Origin of the sequence: Paenibacillus sp. CF384, from assembly GCF_900106745.1 — a bacterium.
Classification (GTDB): Bacteria; Bacillota; Bacilli; order Paenibacillales; family Paenibacillaceae; genus Paenibacillus_Z.
This window is the reverse complement of the sequence record NZ_FNNV01000029.1, coordinates 42,719-57,148: the sequence shown is the minus strand read 5'-3', so window position 1 is coordinate 57,148 and position 14,430 is coordinate 42,719. Positions and strand designations below refer to the sequence as shown.

Genomic DNA, 14,430 nt, shown 5'->3' with positions numbered 1-14,430 from the left:
TTCCTGAATAACACTGTTCCCTGATAGCTCAGTTGGTAGAGCACTCGACTGTTAATCGAGTTGTCACAGGTTCGAGTCCTGTTCGGGGAGCCATTATGCTCTCATAGCTCAGTCGGCAGAGTGCATCCATGGTAAGGATGAGGTCACCGGTTCGATTCCGGTTGAGAGCTCCAGTGATTTTTTGCAAGAAGGCCCGTTGGTCAAGTGGTTAAGACACCTCCCTTTCACGGAGGTAACAGGGGTTCGAGTCCCCTACGGGTCACCATTTTTCTCACTATCCCGGAGGCTTAGCTCAGCTGGGAGAGCATCTGCCTTACAAGCAGAGGGTCGGCGGTTCGATCCCGTCAGCCTCCACCAGTATACTGGGGATTAGCCAAGCGGTAAGGCAACGGACTTTGACTCCGTCATCCCTAGGTTCGAATCCTAGATCCCCAGCCATTTTAGTTTGAGTCATTAGCTCAGTTGGTAGAGCACCTGACTTTTAATCAGGGTGTCGTAGGTTCGAATCCTACATGACTCACCATTTTCACCTAATGAGAATGGAATTGCATATGCGCGCGTATGGCGGAATTGGCAGACGCACCAGACTTAGGATCTGGCGGGCGACCGTGGGGGTTCAAGTCCCTCTACGCGCATCACAAACAGAAGACCCTCGTTGAGGGTCTTTTTGTGTATAACTCTGTAGATAACTATGGCATAATCGGCGAAACACTTGCTATGACTGCATTACTTATCCACAATTTCGCCGAATGTTGTGACAATTTGCACGATAATAAACGTTACTTCACAGAGTTGTGCACGGTGCGGGGATATAATTTCGATGAGCGCACGCTAACACTTGACGGATCAAGTGAGAATGATTATCATGGTATAGTACCATAATGAGAAATATTATCAGAGCAGGACAGTTTGTTCTGCAAGGAGCTGTAAATAGATGAATTCATTCATGACATCCAAACTCAATATTGGCTATGAGGAACGGCTCATTGTCGAGAATCTAAATATAATCATTCCTAAAGGTAAAATCACTGCGCTTGTGGGAGCCAATGGATCCGGTAAATCGACGATTCTAAAGACGATGGCTCGTTTGATGTCCCCTTCCGCCGGTACTGTGCTTCTGGACGGCAAATCAGTTCATAAACAATCCACGAAGGAAGTGGCGAAGCAGCTTGCAATTCTGCCCCAGAATCCTACGGCTCCGGATGGACTGACAGTGGCTGAGCTTGTCTCTTACGGGCGTTTTCCTTATCAGAAGGGTTTTGGCTCGCTCAGCAAGGAAGACCGCTCTGTAATCCAGTGGGCGGTTGAGAAGACGGGGATGACGGAATTCGCCGATCGGCCAATCGACCGTCTATCGGGTGGTCAGCGTCAACGTGCCTGGATTGCGATGGCATTGGCTCAGCAGACAGATATGCTGTTCCTTGATGAGCCTACAACATTCCTTGATATGACGCATCAGCTTGAAGTATTGGAGCTCTTGCAGCAATTGAATGAAACGGCCGGCAGAACCATTGTCATGGTCGTTCACGACTTGAATCATGCATCGCGTTATGCCCATCATATGATTGCCATCAAGAACGGTAACGTGGTTGGAGAAGGTACACCGGTTGCCGTTATGAACAAGGATGTCCTCCGTGAGGTGTTCAGCATCGAAGCGGATATCATTCTTGATCCTCGATCCGGCGTGCCGCTGTGTTTGCCGTATGCACTGGCTCGTACAGGAGTCCCAGCGGCGGTTCAGCAAGAGATTCCACAGCCGCTGAGTATGTCGGTATAGTAGCCGTTAGAGCAGCGTCACTAGCGCGATTTATCGCCGGTCATAGCAGTATGACCGGCGATTGCAAAGGTATCATATTTTTTTTGGGAAAAGGGTTGCTTTTCACAATTCAACATGATATATTATTACTTGTCGCGCTTGAGAAAAAGCGACTGAGATCATGCGGAAGTGGCTCAGCGGTAGAGCATCGCCTTGCCAAGGCGAGGGTCGCGGGTTCGATTCCCGTCTTCCGCTCCATTAGTGCCCTTAGCTCAGCTGGATAGAGCATTTGACTACGAATCAAAAGGTCGGGAGTTCGAATCTCTCAGGGCACGCCATTCTTTAATTGCAGTATTACATAACGGGATGTAGCTCAGCTTGGTAGAGCACCTGGTTTGGGACCAGGGGGTCGCATGTTCAAATCGTGTCATCCCGACCATCTTCTTCTGCGGGTGTAGTTCAATGGTAGAACTTTAGCCTTCCAAGCTAATAGCGTGGGTTCGATTCCCATCACCCGCTCCATACAATTGATAATCAAAGCCTTGGTACTCCAAGGCTTTTTATTTTTATATAGTTTCACCCTTATTCTTCCATGCTCGAAAAAGCTTCAACCGATTGTTAATTTGTAGTATGATGGTTAAAGTTAAAAACCGACAAAACGGGTTAAATAGGCTTATGTTGATGATTTTACGACCTGAAATCTGAGAGTAAGTCGTATAAATACACATGGCAAGTAGAATTCATGCGTTAAATCCGAAGATTTGCTTACGAGTGTTTTTGCTCCGTTACACACAAAGACTATGCTACGAGGTGGTTTTGCATCATGCGAAACCTGGAGGAGGATTAGGGAATGTCGGAACATGCTGGAACGACTGTCACAAGCACAAGGCCGCAATCAAACAATTTACTTCGCCGAGACGTTCGATTCTTGGGGAACATTCTTGGGGATGTACTTGTCCACCAAGGCGGTCATGAGCTGCTGGAGAATGTAGAGAAAATCCGTGAGATGAGTAAAGCGCTGCGTGCGCAATTCCTGCCAGAGCTGTATGAAGAATTCACTGCAGTCATTGATGCTTTGAATCCGGAGACGCGTCATCAGGTCATTCGTGCGTTTGCGATTTATTTTCAACTCGTTAATATTGCGGAACAGAATCACCGTATTCGCCGTAAACGCGATTACGAGCGTTCTGCCGGAGAAACGGTACAGCCCGGATCGATCGAGAGCGCCATTCAAGTGCTTAAAGATCAAGGTATTGATGTAGACAATGTTAGAAGCATTATTGAAGATATTTCTCTTGAGCTCGTCATGACGGCTCATCCAACAGAAGCTACTCGCCGCGCCGTGCTTGATATTCATCAGCGCATTGCAGAGGATGTCGTTGAGCTGGACAATCCAACGCTGACTTACCGTGAGCGTGAGAAATTGCGTGAGAAACTGCTTAATGAAGTACTTACGTTATGGCAAACCGATGAGCTTCGCGATCGTAAGCCTACGGTTATCGATGAAGTTCGTAATGGCATGTACTATTTTGACGAGACCTTGTTCGAAGTGCTTCCAAGTGTTTATGAAGAGCTTGAGCGCTGCTTGGACAAGTACTACCCTGAAGAGCGCTGGCATGTGCCTACGTATCTCCGCTTTGGATCGTGGATTGGCGGCGACCGTGACGGCAACCCTTCGGTAACGGCAAAAGTAACTTGGGAGACTTTAACGCTGCAGCGCGGACTTGTACTGGAAAAGTATGAAGAGCTGCTGAAAGAAGTTATGAGCCAGCTCAGCTTCAGCACGAATATCATTGAGGTTTCACAAGAATTGCTGGATTCCATCAAGAGTGATCGCGAGAAGATCGACACTCGCAGTGTGGATCTATGGCGTAACGATAAAGAACCTTACCGGGTTAAACTCGGCTATATGCTGGAGAAGCTCGCTAATACATCGAAGGATTCGCTTAAAGGCTCGGTTAAGCGCTATAACAGCGCGGATGAGCTGAAAGCGGATCTGTGTATCATCGACAGAAGCTTGCGTAATCATTTTGCCGATTATGTTGCGGATACGCACATTCGTAAACTGATTCGCCAAGTTGAATTGTTCGGCTTCCATCTAGCTGCACTGGACGTTCGTCAGCACAGTAAAGAGCATGAGAATGCGATGACGGAAGTGCTCGCGAACATGAACATCGTGGATAATTATGCGTCTTTGACTGAAGACGAGAAGATCGAGCTGCTGCATAAATTGCTGAACGATCCGCGTCCGCTTACTTCGCCGCATTTTGAATATTCCGAAGGCACTCGCGAGTGCTTGGATGTTTATCATACGATCTATCGTGCGCAAGCGGAGTTCGGTGTGAACTGTATCTCCAGCTACCTGATCAGCATGACGCAAGGCGCGAGCGATATGCTTGAAGTAATGGTGTTTGCCAAAGAAGTCGGTTTGTTCCGCAAGGAATCGAACGGCAACGTTCGCTGCACGCTGCAGGCAGTACCTCTATTCGAAACCATCGACGATTTGCATGCGGCACCTGGCATTATGGAGCAGCTGTTTGCACTGCCAATCTACCGACAAGCTGTTGAAGCGCGCGGGAATCTGCATGAGATCATGCTCGGATACTCCGACAGCAACAAAGACGGCGGCGTGGTTACGGCGAACTGGGAGCTGCGCGTAGCGCTTAATGCGATTACAAGTGCAGCGAAGAAATTCGACGTGAAACTGAAGTTCTTCCACGGTCGTGGCGGAGCGCTCGGACGCGGCGGTATGCCGCTGAACCGCAGTATTCTTGCACAGCCTCCGCATACGGTTGGCGGCGGTATTAAGATTACGGAGCAAGGGGAAGTATTGTCGTCCCGTTACTCGATGAAGGGTATCGCTTACCGCAGCTTGGAGCAAGCGACTTGGGCGCTGGTTACCGCTTCCCGCTTGGCGAAGTATCCGGAGCAAGAAGCCGGAGCAACAGCAGAGTGGGAAGAGATCGCACGCGGGATTTCGGAAACGGCGCTGACGAAGTATCAGGATCTGATATTCCGTGATCCGGATTTCATGACGTTCTTCAAAGAATCTACGCCTCTTCCTGAGGTTGGCGAGCTGAACATCGGTTCCCGCCCTGCCAAACGTAAAGGTAGCGACCGTTTCGAGGATCTGCGCGCTATTCCGTGGGTATTCGCTTGGACGCAAAGCCGCTACTTGCTGCCTGCATGGTATGCAGCCGGAACGGCGCTGCAAGGGTATGTCGCAGGTGACGAGAAGCGGATGAACACGCTGCGCGTCATGTACGAGAAATTCCCGTTCTTCACCACATTAATTGACAACTTGCAAATGGCGCTTGCGAAAGCCGACCTGCAAATTGCCAAAGAATATGCCTGCATGATTTCAGACACGACGATTCGGGACCGCATCTTCACTCAAATCGAGGAAGAGTATGCGATGACATCTTCGTTCATTCTGCAAATCACAGGCCAAGCGGATATTCTGGATAACGTACCTGTTATTCAAGAGTCTATCCGTCTGCGTAACCCGTACGTAGATCCGCTGAGCTACATGCAAGTGCAGCTCCTGAAGGAACTGCGCGAGAAACGTGCCAACGGCGAAGCCGATGATCCGGAGCTGCTGCGTGAAGTGCTGCTCACGATCAACGGAATTGCAGCGGGACTTCGGAACACGGGTTGATGGCGCTTGCCCGAGCCTTCGGCTTGGGCAGCATTGGTCGAGATGCTTGTCCCCCTAAGGGGGACAGTAGCATCCCTTTGCCAGATCGTGCATAACATTCATAAAAGGGGCTGGACGCCCGGACAGTTGTTGTCCGCCCGGGGTCCGGCCTTTTTTCGTTGTTATCCGGTCATCTGGTAGGGAGGCGGCTGCGCATGAAGCGGGATCCGTTGTATTGGCTGTCCTTACTTTGCGTACTGATGGGCGCTGCGAGCTATGGGCTGCTGCCGGTATTTATTAAGAAGGCGTATGAGGATGGCTTTACGCAGGGGCAAGTGACCGTTCATCAGACGGGTATAGCGATGGTGTTGTTATGGCTGATTGCACTGGTACGGTGGAAGCGGTGGCAGAATCCTCTGCAAGGTTCGTGGCTGAAGCTTGTGCTTATCGGTACATGCGGACTCGCGATGACGACGATTCTATATAATGCGGCGCTGCAGCGTTTGGACGCTTCGCTTGCGATAGTATTGCTTTTTCAGTTTACATGGATTACCATCTTGCTAGACAGCATTCAGAAACGGACATGGCCCGGCAAGCTGCGCTTGCTTGCGATTGTTATCGTTATGATCGGTACCGTGCTTGCCGCCCAGCTGCCGGAGAACGGGCTGACCAAGGTGAGTGTCACCGGTGTGCTGGCCGGATTCTTATCTGCCGTGTCTTATAGCTTGTTTATTTGGTGGACGGGGCAGCTTGAGGGGCAACAGGATACGGTTATACGCTCCGCTGTCATGGTCAGTGCGGGTTTTATACTCATTACGCTTCTCTATGGCTCTGGGGCCTTCTCAGCAGGGCGAGAAGCAGCGCTGGTTGGCTGGGGATTGCTGCTTGGTACATTGGCCCAAGTGGTACCCACTTTGCTGTTTAATATCGGGATTCCCCGCATTGGCAGCAGCTTATCTGCCTTGCTTGGCGCTGTAGAGCTGCCGGTCGTGATCTTGACGGCATGGGCTATCCTTGGAGAGCCGCTCAGCGTAGGGCGGGTAGTTGGTATCTTGCTTATTGTAGCAGGGATCGGAATAGCCGAATTGTCGACCGGTAAACGGAAGGGGAACTCGGCGCGTTTGGAGGAGAAGCATTGAAATCAGTTGAGGCGAGATTAGCCAAATTAGCTTTGAAAGGCGACCAACGGGCTTTTGCAGAGCTCGTGGAGCTTTATCAGGACAAGCTTTATCATATGTCTTATCGTATGCTGTACAACCGTCAAGAAGCAGAGGATGTCGTACAGGATGTGTTTCTGCGTGTATACAAGAATCTAGAGCGATACGATGATACGATGAAATTCTCCACCTGGATCTATCGGATCGCCACGAATTTATGTATCGACCGGTTGCGCAAGAGGAAGCCGGTATATTCCTTGGACGCAGAATCAGGTGAACACGAGGGTCTTGATGGTTACGCCATGATCCCTAGTGATAACCGCACGCCAGAGAGCGAGATGCTGCTATCGGATACACAGCGAATCATTCATCAAGCCATTGAGACGCTGCCGGCTAAGTATAAGTCGGTTATGGTGCTTCGCTACTTAGAGGAGCTGTCCTTGCAGGAAATCGGGGATGTGCTGGATATGCCGGTAACGACAGTGAAAACCCGTGTTCATCGCGGACGGGAGTTCCTTCGTAAGAAACTGGAGCATAAGTTGTAGGCAGAAGCGGATGGCGTTATAGGGAAATTTTGGTCAAGCGCGGATATTCAAAAAAAGTGAAACATCGCCGCCTTGCACACGTAACGTATATTACTGTAACTAATGAAGAAAGGAATGGCTGCTATGAATTGCAACGTCGCCGTCATGCTGATGCATGATTATTTGGATGATGAGCTGCCTCACGATGATCTGGCTGAATTGAAACTTCATATAGATTCCTGTGAATCATGCCGCGTAAGGCTTGAGCAACTGGAACGGACGGAAGCGCTGACACATTCGATGATGGACACTCGCGTCACGATTTCGCCGCACCAATCCGCGCAGCTCACGAGTCACATTATGAGCTCGCTGCCCGTGAAACGCCGCAGAATCGGTTTTGCCAACTGGATTCGGAATCATCCTGCCGTGTCGGTTGCCGCCGTATTCGCCCTTGTGATGTTCTCAAGCTTCCTCGCCATGTGGCAGCAGGATAACGATCTCACCGTACGCGGTGCGGATCTCGCACATGTTATTATTGAAGGGGATACCGTTACTGTACCGGAAGGCGCCCAAGTGAAGGGAGACCTTACGGTTGAGAACGGCAAAGCAAACGTACTCGGCGATGTAGAAGGCGATGTTACCGTGATTTCAGGTAAGTTGTATCAAGCCTCTACCGCACATATATCCGGAGAAGTGAAGCAGATTGACCAGGCGCTGGACTGGTTTTGGTACAAAGTTACGCATTCCATCAGCAGTTTGGCCTATTGATTTATGACTGCCTCCTCTTGCGGGAGGTTTTTTTGTGAAAAAAAAAGGATTTGCATCCCCGGTTCTAGAAAATAATAAAGTTAGAAATCCGATAAAAGAATTAAAATGCCCAGGCATTTGGTCTTTGGGGGTTGGCAGATGAACTATTTTGCAGATTTGACTTGGAAAGAATGGATCAAAGATCTCATTGATATTTCCGTCGTTAGCTACATTATTTATAAATTGATTCTGCTTGTCCGAGGAACAAGAGCAGTTCAGCTGTTGAAGGGGATCATTGTCCTGGTTGCGACATGGGCCATCAGCACCTGGTTCAATTTGTATACGCTCAAGTGGCTTATGAATCAAATGTTTACGTTCGGGGTCGTTACGATTCTGATTATTTTTCAGCCGGAGCTTCGCAGAGCGCTGGAGCAGCTTGGACGGGGCAGTCTGTTTAGCCGGTCCTCTGTAGTGGAGCGGGATATTAGTGATCGGATCGGCGAGATCATTAAGTCGCTTAATTATATGGCCAAACGCAAAATCGGCGCTTTGATTGTCTTTGAACGCAATACCGGGTTATCCGACTACATTGAATCCGGCATTCAAATGGAATCGATCGTGAGCTCGGAGCTGCTTATTAATATCTTCATCCCGAATACGCCGCTTCATGATGGAGCCGTTATTATTCGAGGCAGTCAAATTATGGCGGCGGGCTGCTATTTGCCGCTGTCGGAGAATCCTTTTATCAGCAAGGAATTAGGGACAAGGCATCGTGCCGCAATCGGCGTGACCGAGGTGTGCGACGCCGTGTCGATCGTCGTCTCGGAGGAGACGGGGCAGATTTCGCTTGCAGTCGGCGGTATGATTGTTCGCGACATTAAAGAAGAATCCCTGATTTCGAAGCTGTTCGAGGAGCTGAACCCGAACTCCAAAGCGCGCGAGCGTCAAGGGGCGAAGAAACCTTTCTGGAAACGGAAAGGAGGCAATCAGCATGGATAAGTGGTTAAGCCATCCGACGGCGATTAAGATTCTCTCATTGATGATCGGAATCCTGATGTGGGCGGTTGTCCATTTCGATTCGGAAAAAACGCCCAATACGGTGGCTAATCTGACGGAAACACAGGAAATTGATGCGGTTCAGGTCACGCCGATCGGGATGGATGATAAGAATTATGCGCTGCGGTTGCTAGATCCGGAAGTCGTTCATTTGACGGTACAGGGGTCGAAGTCGGATTTTCTGATCGCTTCTCGCAACAATGATTATCAAGTCACGGTCGATCTTAGCCAAGCAACGGAAGGGCGGAAGGTGCTTCCGGTTAAGGTGAATCTGCCTCGCGGACTGGATCTTATTGAAGTGCGGCCAAGCAACGTGACGGTCGTATTAGAACGTATCGTTACGAAAGAATATGAGGTAACGGTTAAGACCGATGGTGTTCCGGGTAAAGGGTACAAGGTCGGACAGCCTGTTGTCAAACCGAACAACCGCGTCCATGTGACACTGCCGAAGGATCAGATGGATTTGGTCGCGTCCGTCGGAGGCACGGTATCGGTCGAGGGTGAAGAAGAGACGGTTAACGATAAGAAGATGAAGCTTATCGCTTACGATAAGGAAGGCAATGAGCTTACAGACGCTGTCATCAGCCCGAGTGTGGTCGAAGTGGAAATTCCAATAACGAAACCGTTTAAGAAGCTGCCGCTGCAGATCGGATTTAAGGGCAAGCTTACGGACGGTTACGCGATTTCCTCCTTTAAGCAGAGTGTGGAACAGATTACGGTATACGGACCGCAGGACGTGCTGGACAAGTATGATTATTATGACGGCATTACAATTGACTTGTCGAAGCTTACAAAATCAGGTACGATGGAGCTCGATGTTCCACAATTAGAAGGAATTGCCACAGTAGATCCGCTGACAGTCACGTTCGAGTATGTGATTGTGCCTGCCGAGACGAGAGTCATGTCGCATTTGCCGGTGAAGATGATTGGTCTGTCGGAGGGCTTGAACGCCAAAGTAACTTTGCCTCCAAACGGCATGGTGGATGCGATTGTGAAAGGGGCTTCGAACGTTCTGGCTCAGCTGGAGTCTAAGGATGTTCAGCTCATTGCAGACTTAAGCGGTCTGGGACCAGGCAGCCATGATGTTCCGCTTGAGGTACATCTGCCGCGGTTTGTTGATCAAGCACCAAATACGCCGATCACGATTACGGTAGAGATAACAGACAGTACGGAGACGATTACGGATCCCGGCGGGGGAGACACCGGAGGAAATCCGGCGACGAATACGCCTGATTCCGAGGCTGTGAACGGCGGAGAAGAGGCTATAACCGGAGATGAATCTGCCGGTGAGGCTACAGGCAATAATGGCGGCGCTACGAATTCGAATGCAAACTCGAATACAGGAGCATCGGTGCCGTAGTGTGGTCGATTGTTGAATATTGGTTATTTGAGAATAGATAAAGGGGATTTAAATAAAATGGGAAAATATTTCGGAACAGACGGTGTACGCGGTGTAGCTAACCGCGAGCTCACGCCTGAGCTTGCTTATAAAATCGGTCGCTGCGGCGGCTACGTTCTTGCCGGTCAGGCCGAGAAGCCGAAGGTTGTTATCGGTCTCGATACCCGTATTTCAGGTCCAATGCTGGAGGCGTCGCTGATTGCGGGCCTGCTGTCCATTGGGGCAAGCGTTGTACGAATCGGCGTTGTATCGACGCCTGCAGTGGCTTACTTAACTCGCGTGCTGGGCGCGGATGCGGGTGTTATGATTTCCGCTTCGCATAATCCGGTTGAAGATAACGGCATTAAATTCTTTGGCGGAGACGGCTATAAGCTCTCCGATGACACTGAGCTTGAAATCGAGCGTTTGATGGATGCGGAAGTGGATGAATTGCCGCGTCCGGAAGGCGGAGATATCGGTACGGTTACGGTGGATGAAACGGCAAAACGCCAATTTATCGACTTCTTGAAGACGACGGTTACGCATTCGTTCACAGGGTTAAAGATCGTGCTCGATTGTGCGAACGGTTCCGCGCATTCCATTGCTCCGACTGTATTCCGTGAGCTTGGTGCAGATATCATTACGGTCGGCGCTGAGCCGAACGGCCTGAACATCAATGACGGCGTAGGCTCGACGCATCCGGAATATCTGCGTGAAGAAGTACTGAAGCATGGCGCAGATTTCGGACTTTCCTTCGACGGTGATGCGGATCGTTTGATCGCGATTGACGAGACAGGCGAAGAAGTCGATGGCGATTACATTCTGTGCATCTGCGGCGACGCGATGAAGCGGGCTGGCAAGCTGAAGAATGATACGGTCGTAACGACGGTGATGAGCAACATCGGCTTCTTCAAGGCAGCTGGCAAAATCGGTCTGAACACTGCACAAACGGCGGTCGGTGACCGCTACGTGATGGAAGAGATGCGCCGCGGCGGATTTAACTTGGGCGGCGAGCAGTCCGGCCATGTGATTTTCCTCGATTACAATACGACCGGTGACGGTATTCTGACTGCTTTGCAGCTGACGGATACACTTGTCGGTTCCGGTAAGAAACTTAGCGAACAGAAAACATTGATGCGCAAATATCCGCAGGTGCTGATCAACGTGCGCGTTGCAGATAAGAGCACATACAAGGATAATCCGGCGATTGCCGCGGTTATCGCTGAAGTGGAACAAGAGCTTGGCGACAACGGCCGCGTGCTTGTACGTCCTTCGGGCACAGAGTCACTTATCCGCGTTATGGCAGAAGGCCCGGATAAAGAGCAAGTTGAGGCTTACGTAGCTCGTATCGTAGACACGGTGCGTGCAGAGCTTGGTGCAGAGTAGTAAATTACGGCATTATCGTTCATAACTTTATGTGATTAGGCAACCCTAGACACACGCAATTATTGCGAGCGTCTAGGGTTGTTTTTTGAATGGGCAAGGTTCGTGGCGGTGCTAGATAGGCTATTGGAAAATATGTGCGTTTTGTAAACGGTTACCTCAATTATTTGTTGCACCTCAGCATAAAAATGAATATAGTAGGAGAAGTATCATTCAGGAATTGAAAGTGAGGATAGAGGTTGTAAGCAAGACAAAGCGCCAGAGCTTGCAAGGTTTTGTACAACTGCTGCACGGTCCATACGGAAATGGCCATGCAGGTAGTCGGGTGTATAAAGCGGCAAGCTGACGAGGTGGAGGTGTTCGGAATGTTCGGCGGGGACCTCCCGGTATTGCATTTAACCGTAAGCCGATACTCAAATAGACCGGGCGACCGGGCTGACAAAGGGTCGGTAAAATGCTCCATAGGAATTAGAAGCACCTGCGGCAACGGAGGCCGGAGTGTGTCGATTTGAGCTTGCAGATGTACACGGGCAGTGGCAGCAACCCATATAGGGGCTGTCTCTATTGCGTTGTGTTCGGACTTCTTTCTTGTTATTTTTTCAAAACGCACGGATGGTGCGCTTTCTTTCTTATTGTCTTTTTTTGATATTTCGAACCTTAGCAGGGACGATGCCGGCGAACGGAGGCGGCTTTGTGCCGACCCATTCTGTATTCATGGCAACCGTTGAAGCGGGGTAAACTACCCAATACGGAGGTCTATTCATATGTGTGGAATTGTAGGATATATTGGTAAACGGGATTCGCAGGATATTTTGATCGAGGGCTTGAAGAAGCTGGAATACCGCGGTTATGACTCGGCGGGTATTGCTGTTTTTACGAAGAATGGTCTTGAAGTGCGCAAGTCGATTGGTCGCCTTGCGAACCTGGAGCAGAAGCTAGACGGACAGCCGCTTGAAGGTTCCGTTGGTATCGGTCATACACGCTGGGCTACGCATGGTAAACCGTCTGATGCTAACTCTCATCCGCATACGGACAACACGCATAAGTTCTCTGTAGTGCACAACGGCATCATCGAGAACTATCTGGACTTGAAGGATGAGTTGATCGCAAAAGGCTGCAAGTTCGTATCCGAAACGGACACAGAGGTTATTTCCCACCTAGTTGCCGATGAGTACGATGGCGATATCGTGAAAGCCGTACAACGTGCGGTTAAACGGATGCGTGGTGCTTATGCGCTTGGTGTATTGACGGAGTATGAACCGGAACGTTTGGTTGCTGTACGTTTCGCTAGCCCGCTCGTAATCGGTATTGGCGAAGGCGAGAACTTCATCGGATCGGATATCCCGGCTATTCTGGAGCATACGCGTAATGTGTATATTCTGAATGACGGTGAAATGGCGATTCTAACGAAGAACGGTGTCGAATTGATGACGACTGAAGGCGAATTTATTTCCAAGGAAATATTCCATGTCGATTGGGACTTGGTAACGGCGGAGAAAGCCGGATTCGATCACTTCATGCTGAAAGAAATATATGAGCAGCCCAAAGCATACCGCGACACGATGATGGGCCGTATCTCGGACGATGGTCGTTCCGTCGAATTGAACGAAATCGGCATGACAGCGGATGAGATTCGTGCAATCCGTAAGATCCATATCGTAGCTTGCGGTACGGCAATGCATGCTGGTTTGGTGGGTAAAACCGTTCTCGAGAGCCTGGCTCGCATCCCCGTTGAAACGGATGTAGCGTCGGAGTATCGTTACCGTTCCCCAATCATTACGCCTGACACGCTTGTTATCGTAGTTAGCCAATCCGGTGAAACAGCTGATACGCTTGCTGCACTGCGTGAAGCTAAGCGCTGCGGCGCACGCGTTCTAGCCATTACGAATGTTGTTGGCAGCTCTGTTTCCCGCGAAGCGGATGATGTAATCATCACGCAAGCAGGACCTGAGATTGCGGTTGCTTCGACGAAAGCCTACACTTCTCAATTGATCGCGTTCTACCTGCTTGGTCTGTTCTTGGCGGATACGCTTGGAACGAAGGACAGCGAGTTTATTGCTGAAGTCGTTGCGGCGATGCACCAATTGCCTGAGCAAGTGGAAAGCATCATTGATAACGCGCCTGTGCTGAAGCAAGTGGCAGAGAGCCTTTCGAAGCATAACAACCTGTTCTTCATCGGCCGCGGCGTTGACTTTGCGGTTGCACAAGAGGGCTCGCTGAAGCTGAAAGAAATCTCCTACATTCACTCCGAGGCTTATGCTGCAGGTGAACTGAAGCACGGTACGCTTGCTCTGATCGAAGAGGGCATTCCGGTGATCTCGCTGATCACGCAAGAGGATCTGTACGAGAAAACACTTAGCAACATTAAAGAAGTGAAAGCTCGCGGCGCGCATGTACTTGGCGTAGTGAACGAAGGCTTCGAGGAAGAAGTGGCGAAATCGGTCGATGAGCTCTTCGCGATTCCGAAGACGCTGCCGCTTCTGTCGCCGGCATTGTCGGTTGTTCCGCTTCAGCTGATTGCGTACTATGCGTCGCTGGCACGTGGGAATGATGTGGATAAACCGCGTAACCTGGCGAAGTCGGTTACGGTGGAGTAGGGGTTAAGAAGTAAAATAGTTTACATTGATAGTGAACTAATAACAGTCCCGATGATCTTTATGGATCATCGGGACTTTTTTTTGTTCTGATCAAACCAGGATTTCATTCCGGGAGCCCTTTTTTTAATTCGAATAACAAAACCTGTTGACACGCACACTACTACGTGTTACTTTATAGATGTAGTCAGTAACACT

The 14,430-nt window shown here is 50.0% G+C and carries 9 protein-coding genes and 11 tRNA genes; all 20 read left to right on the top strand.

From position 1 onward, the window contains the following. The first annotated feature begins 17 nt into the window (after positions 1-17). The 20 genes from BLW29_RS29680 (at position 18) to glmS (ending at position 14,235) form a co-directional block, all read left to right on the top strand. Positions 18-93: transfer RNA gene (locus tag BLW29_RS29680), tRNA-Asn, on the top strand. Between the two features lie 4 nt (positions 94-97). Beyond that, positions 98-173 (top strand) — tRNA-Thr (locus tag BLW29_RS29675). Between the two features lie 17 nt (positions 174-190). Next, positions 191-265 (top strand) — tRNA-Glu (locus tag BLW29_RS29670). Between the two features lie 16 nt (positions 266-281). Then, positions 282-357, top strand: a tRNA-Val gene (locus BLW29_RS29665). Positions 358-363: 6 nt separating this feature from the next. After that, a tRNA-Gln gene (locus tag BLW29_RS29660) sits at positions 364-438 on the top strand. A gap of 9 nt (positions 439-447) precedes the next feature. Then, positions 448-523: transfer RNA gene (locus tag BLW29_RS29655), tRNA-Lys, on the top strand. A 32-nt stretch (positions 524-555) separates the two neighbouring features. Beyond that, positions 556-635: transfer RNA gene (locus BLW29_RS29650), tRNA-Leu, on the top strand. A 299-nt stretch (positions 636-934) separates the two neighbouring features. After that, on the top strand, positions 935-1,777 hold the full coding sequence (locus tag BLW29_RS29645) for an ABC transporter ATP-binding protein (protein WP_090986488.1): 843 nt from the start codon (positions 935-937) through the stop codon (positions 1,775-1,777). 162 nt (positions 1,778-1,939) lie between these two features. Then, a tRNA-Gly gene (locus tag BLW29_RS29640) sits at positions 1,940-2,014 on the top strand. 3 nt (positions 2,015-2,017) lie between these two features. Continuing rightward, positions 2,018-2,094 (top strand) — tRNA-Arg (locus tag BLW29_RS29635). 24 nt (positions 2,095-2,118) lie between these two features. Continuing rightward, positions 2,119-2,195, top strand: a tRNA-Pro gene (locus BLW29_RS29630). A 9-nt stretch (positions 2,196-2,204) separates the two neighbouring features. Beyond that, positions 2,205-2,278, top strand: a tRNA-Gly gene (locus BLW29_RS29625). Between the two features lie 328 nt (positions 2,279-2,606). After that, positions 2,607-5,414, top strand: a complete 2,808-nt coding sequence (gene ppc, locus BLW29_RS29620) for a phosphoenolpyruvate carboxylase (protein WP_090986486.1) — start codon at positions 2,607-2,609, stop codon at positions 5,412-5,414. Between the two features lie 194 nt (positions 5,415-5,608). After that, positions 5,609-6,532: an EamA family transporter gene (locus tag BLW29_RS29615; RefSeq protein WP_090986484.1), complete on the top strand. Its 924-nt coding sequence runs from the start codon at positions 5,609-5,611 to the stop codon at positions 6,530-6,532. Next, a complete protein-coding gene (gene sigW / locus BLW29_RS29610) occupies positions 6,529-7,095 on the top strand; it encodes an RNA polymerase sigma factor SigW (protein WP_090986482.1) in 567 nt (188 codons plus the stop codon). Before BLW29_RS29615 ends, sigW begins: the two co-directional genes overlap by 4 nt. Before the next feature lie 123 nt (positions 7,096-7,218). Continuing rightward, positions 7,219-7,842 (top strand): anti-sigma factor family protein, encoded by a 624-nt coding sequence (locus BLW29_RS29605; RefSeq protein WP_090986480.1) that lies wholly within the window; start codon positions 7,219-7,221, stop codon positions 7,840-7,842. Positions 7,843-7,980: 138 nt separating this feature from the next. Next, positions 7,981-8,820, top strand: coding sequence for a diadenylate cyclase CdaA (gene cdaA / locus BLW29_RS29600; protein ID WP_090986478.1), 840 nt, complete (start codon positions 7,981-7,983; stop codon positions 8,818-8,820). Then, a complete protein-coding gene (locus BLW29_RS29595) occupies positions 8,813-10,237 on the top strand; it encodes a CdaR family protein (protein ID WP_090986477.1) in 1,425 nt (474 codons plus the stop codon). Before cdaA ends, BLW29_RS29595 begins: the two co-directional genes overlap by 8 nt. A gap of 57 nt (positions 10,238-10,294) precedes the next feature. Next, positions 10,295-11,641 (top strand): phosphoglucosamine mutase, encoded by a 1,347-nt coding sequence (gene glmM / locus BLW29_RS29590; RefSeq protein WP_090986475.1) that lies wholly within the window; start codon positions 10,295-10,297, stop codon positions 11,639-11,641. 761 nt (positions 11,642-12,402) lie between these two features. Then, positions 12,403-14,235 carry a glutamine--fructose-6-phosphate transaminase (isomerizing) gene (gene glmS / locus BLW29_RS29585; protein ID WP_090986473.1) on the top strand — a complete coding sequence of 611 codons (1,833 nt, stop codon included), beginning with the start codon at positions 12,403-12,405 and terminating at the stop codon, positions 14,233-14,235. Positions 14,236-14,430 lie beyond the last annotated feature (195 nt).

What these genes read in the sequence shown, in the direction of transcription:
- glmM (WP_090986475.1), top strand. Translation starts at nt 10,295, where the DNA reads ATGGGAAAATATTTCGGAACAGACGGTGTACGCGGTGTAGCTAACCGC.
- ppc (WP_090986486.1), top strand. Translation starts at nt 2,607, where the DNA reads ATGTCGGAACATGCTGGAACGACTGTCACAAGCACAAGGCCGCAATCA.
- BLW29_RS29605 (WP_090986480.1), top strand. Translation starts at nt 7,219, where the DNA reads ATGAATTGCAACGTCGCCGTCATGCTGATGCATGATTATTTGGATGAT.
- glmS (WP_090986473.1), top strand. Translation starts at nt 12,403, where the DNA reads ATGTGTGGAATTGTAGGATATATTGGTAAACGGGATTCGCAGGATATT.
- cdaA (WP_090986478.1), top strand. Translation starts at nt 7,981, where the DNA reads ATGAACTATTTTGCAGATTTGACTTGGAAAGAATGGATCAAAGATCTC.
- BLW29_RS29615 (WP_090986484.1), top strand. Translation starts at nt 5,609, where the DNA reads ATGAAGCGGGATCCGTTGTATTGGCTGTCCTTACTTTGCGTACTGATG.
- BLW29_RS29645 (WP_090986488.1), top strand. Translation starts at nt 935, where the DNA reads ATGAATTCATTCATGACATCCAAACTCAATATTGGCTATGAGGAACGG.
- BLW29_RS29595 (WP_090986477.1), top strand. Translation starts at nt 8,813, where the DNA reads ATGGATAAGTGGTTAAGCCATCCGACGGCGATTAAGATTCTCTCATTG.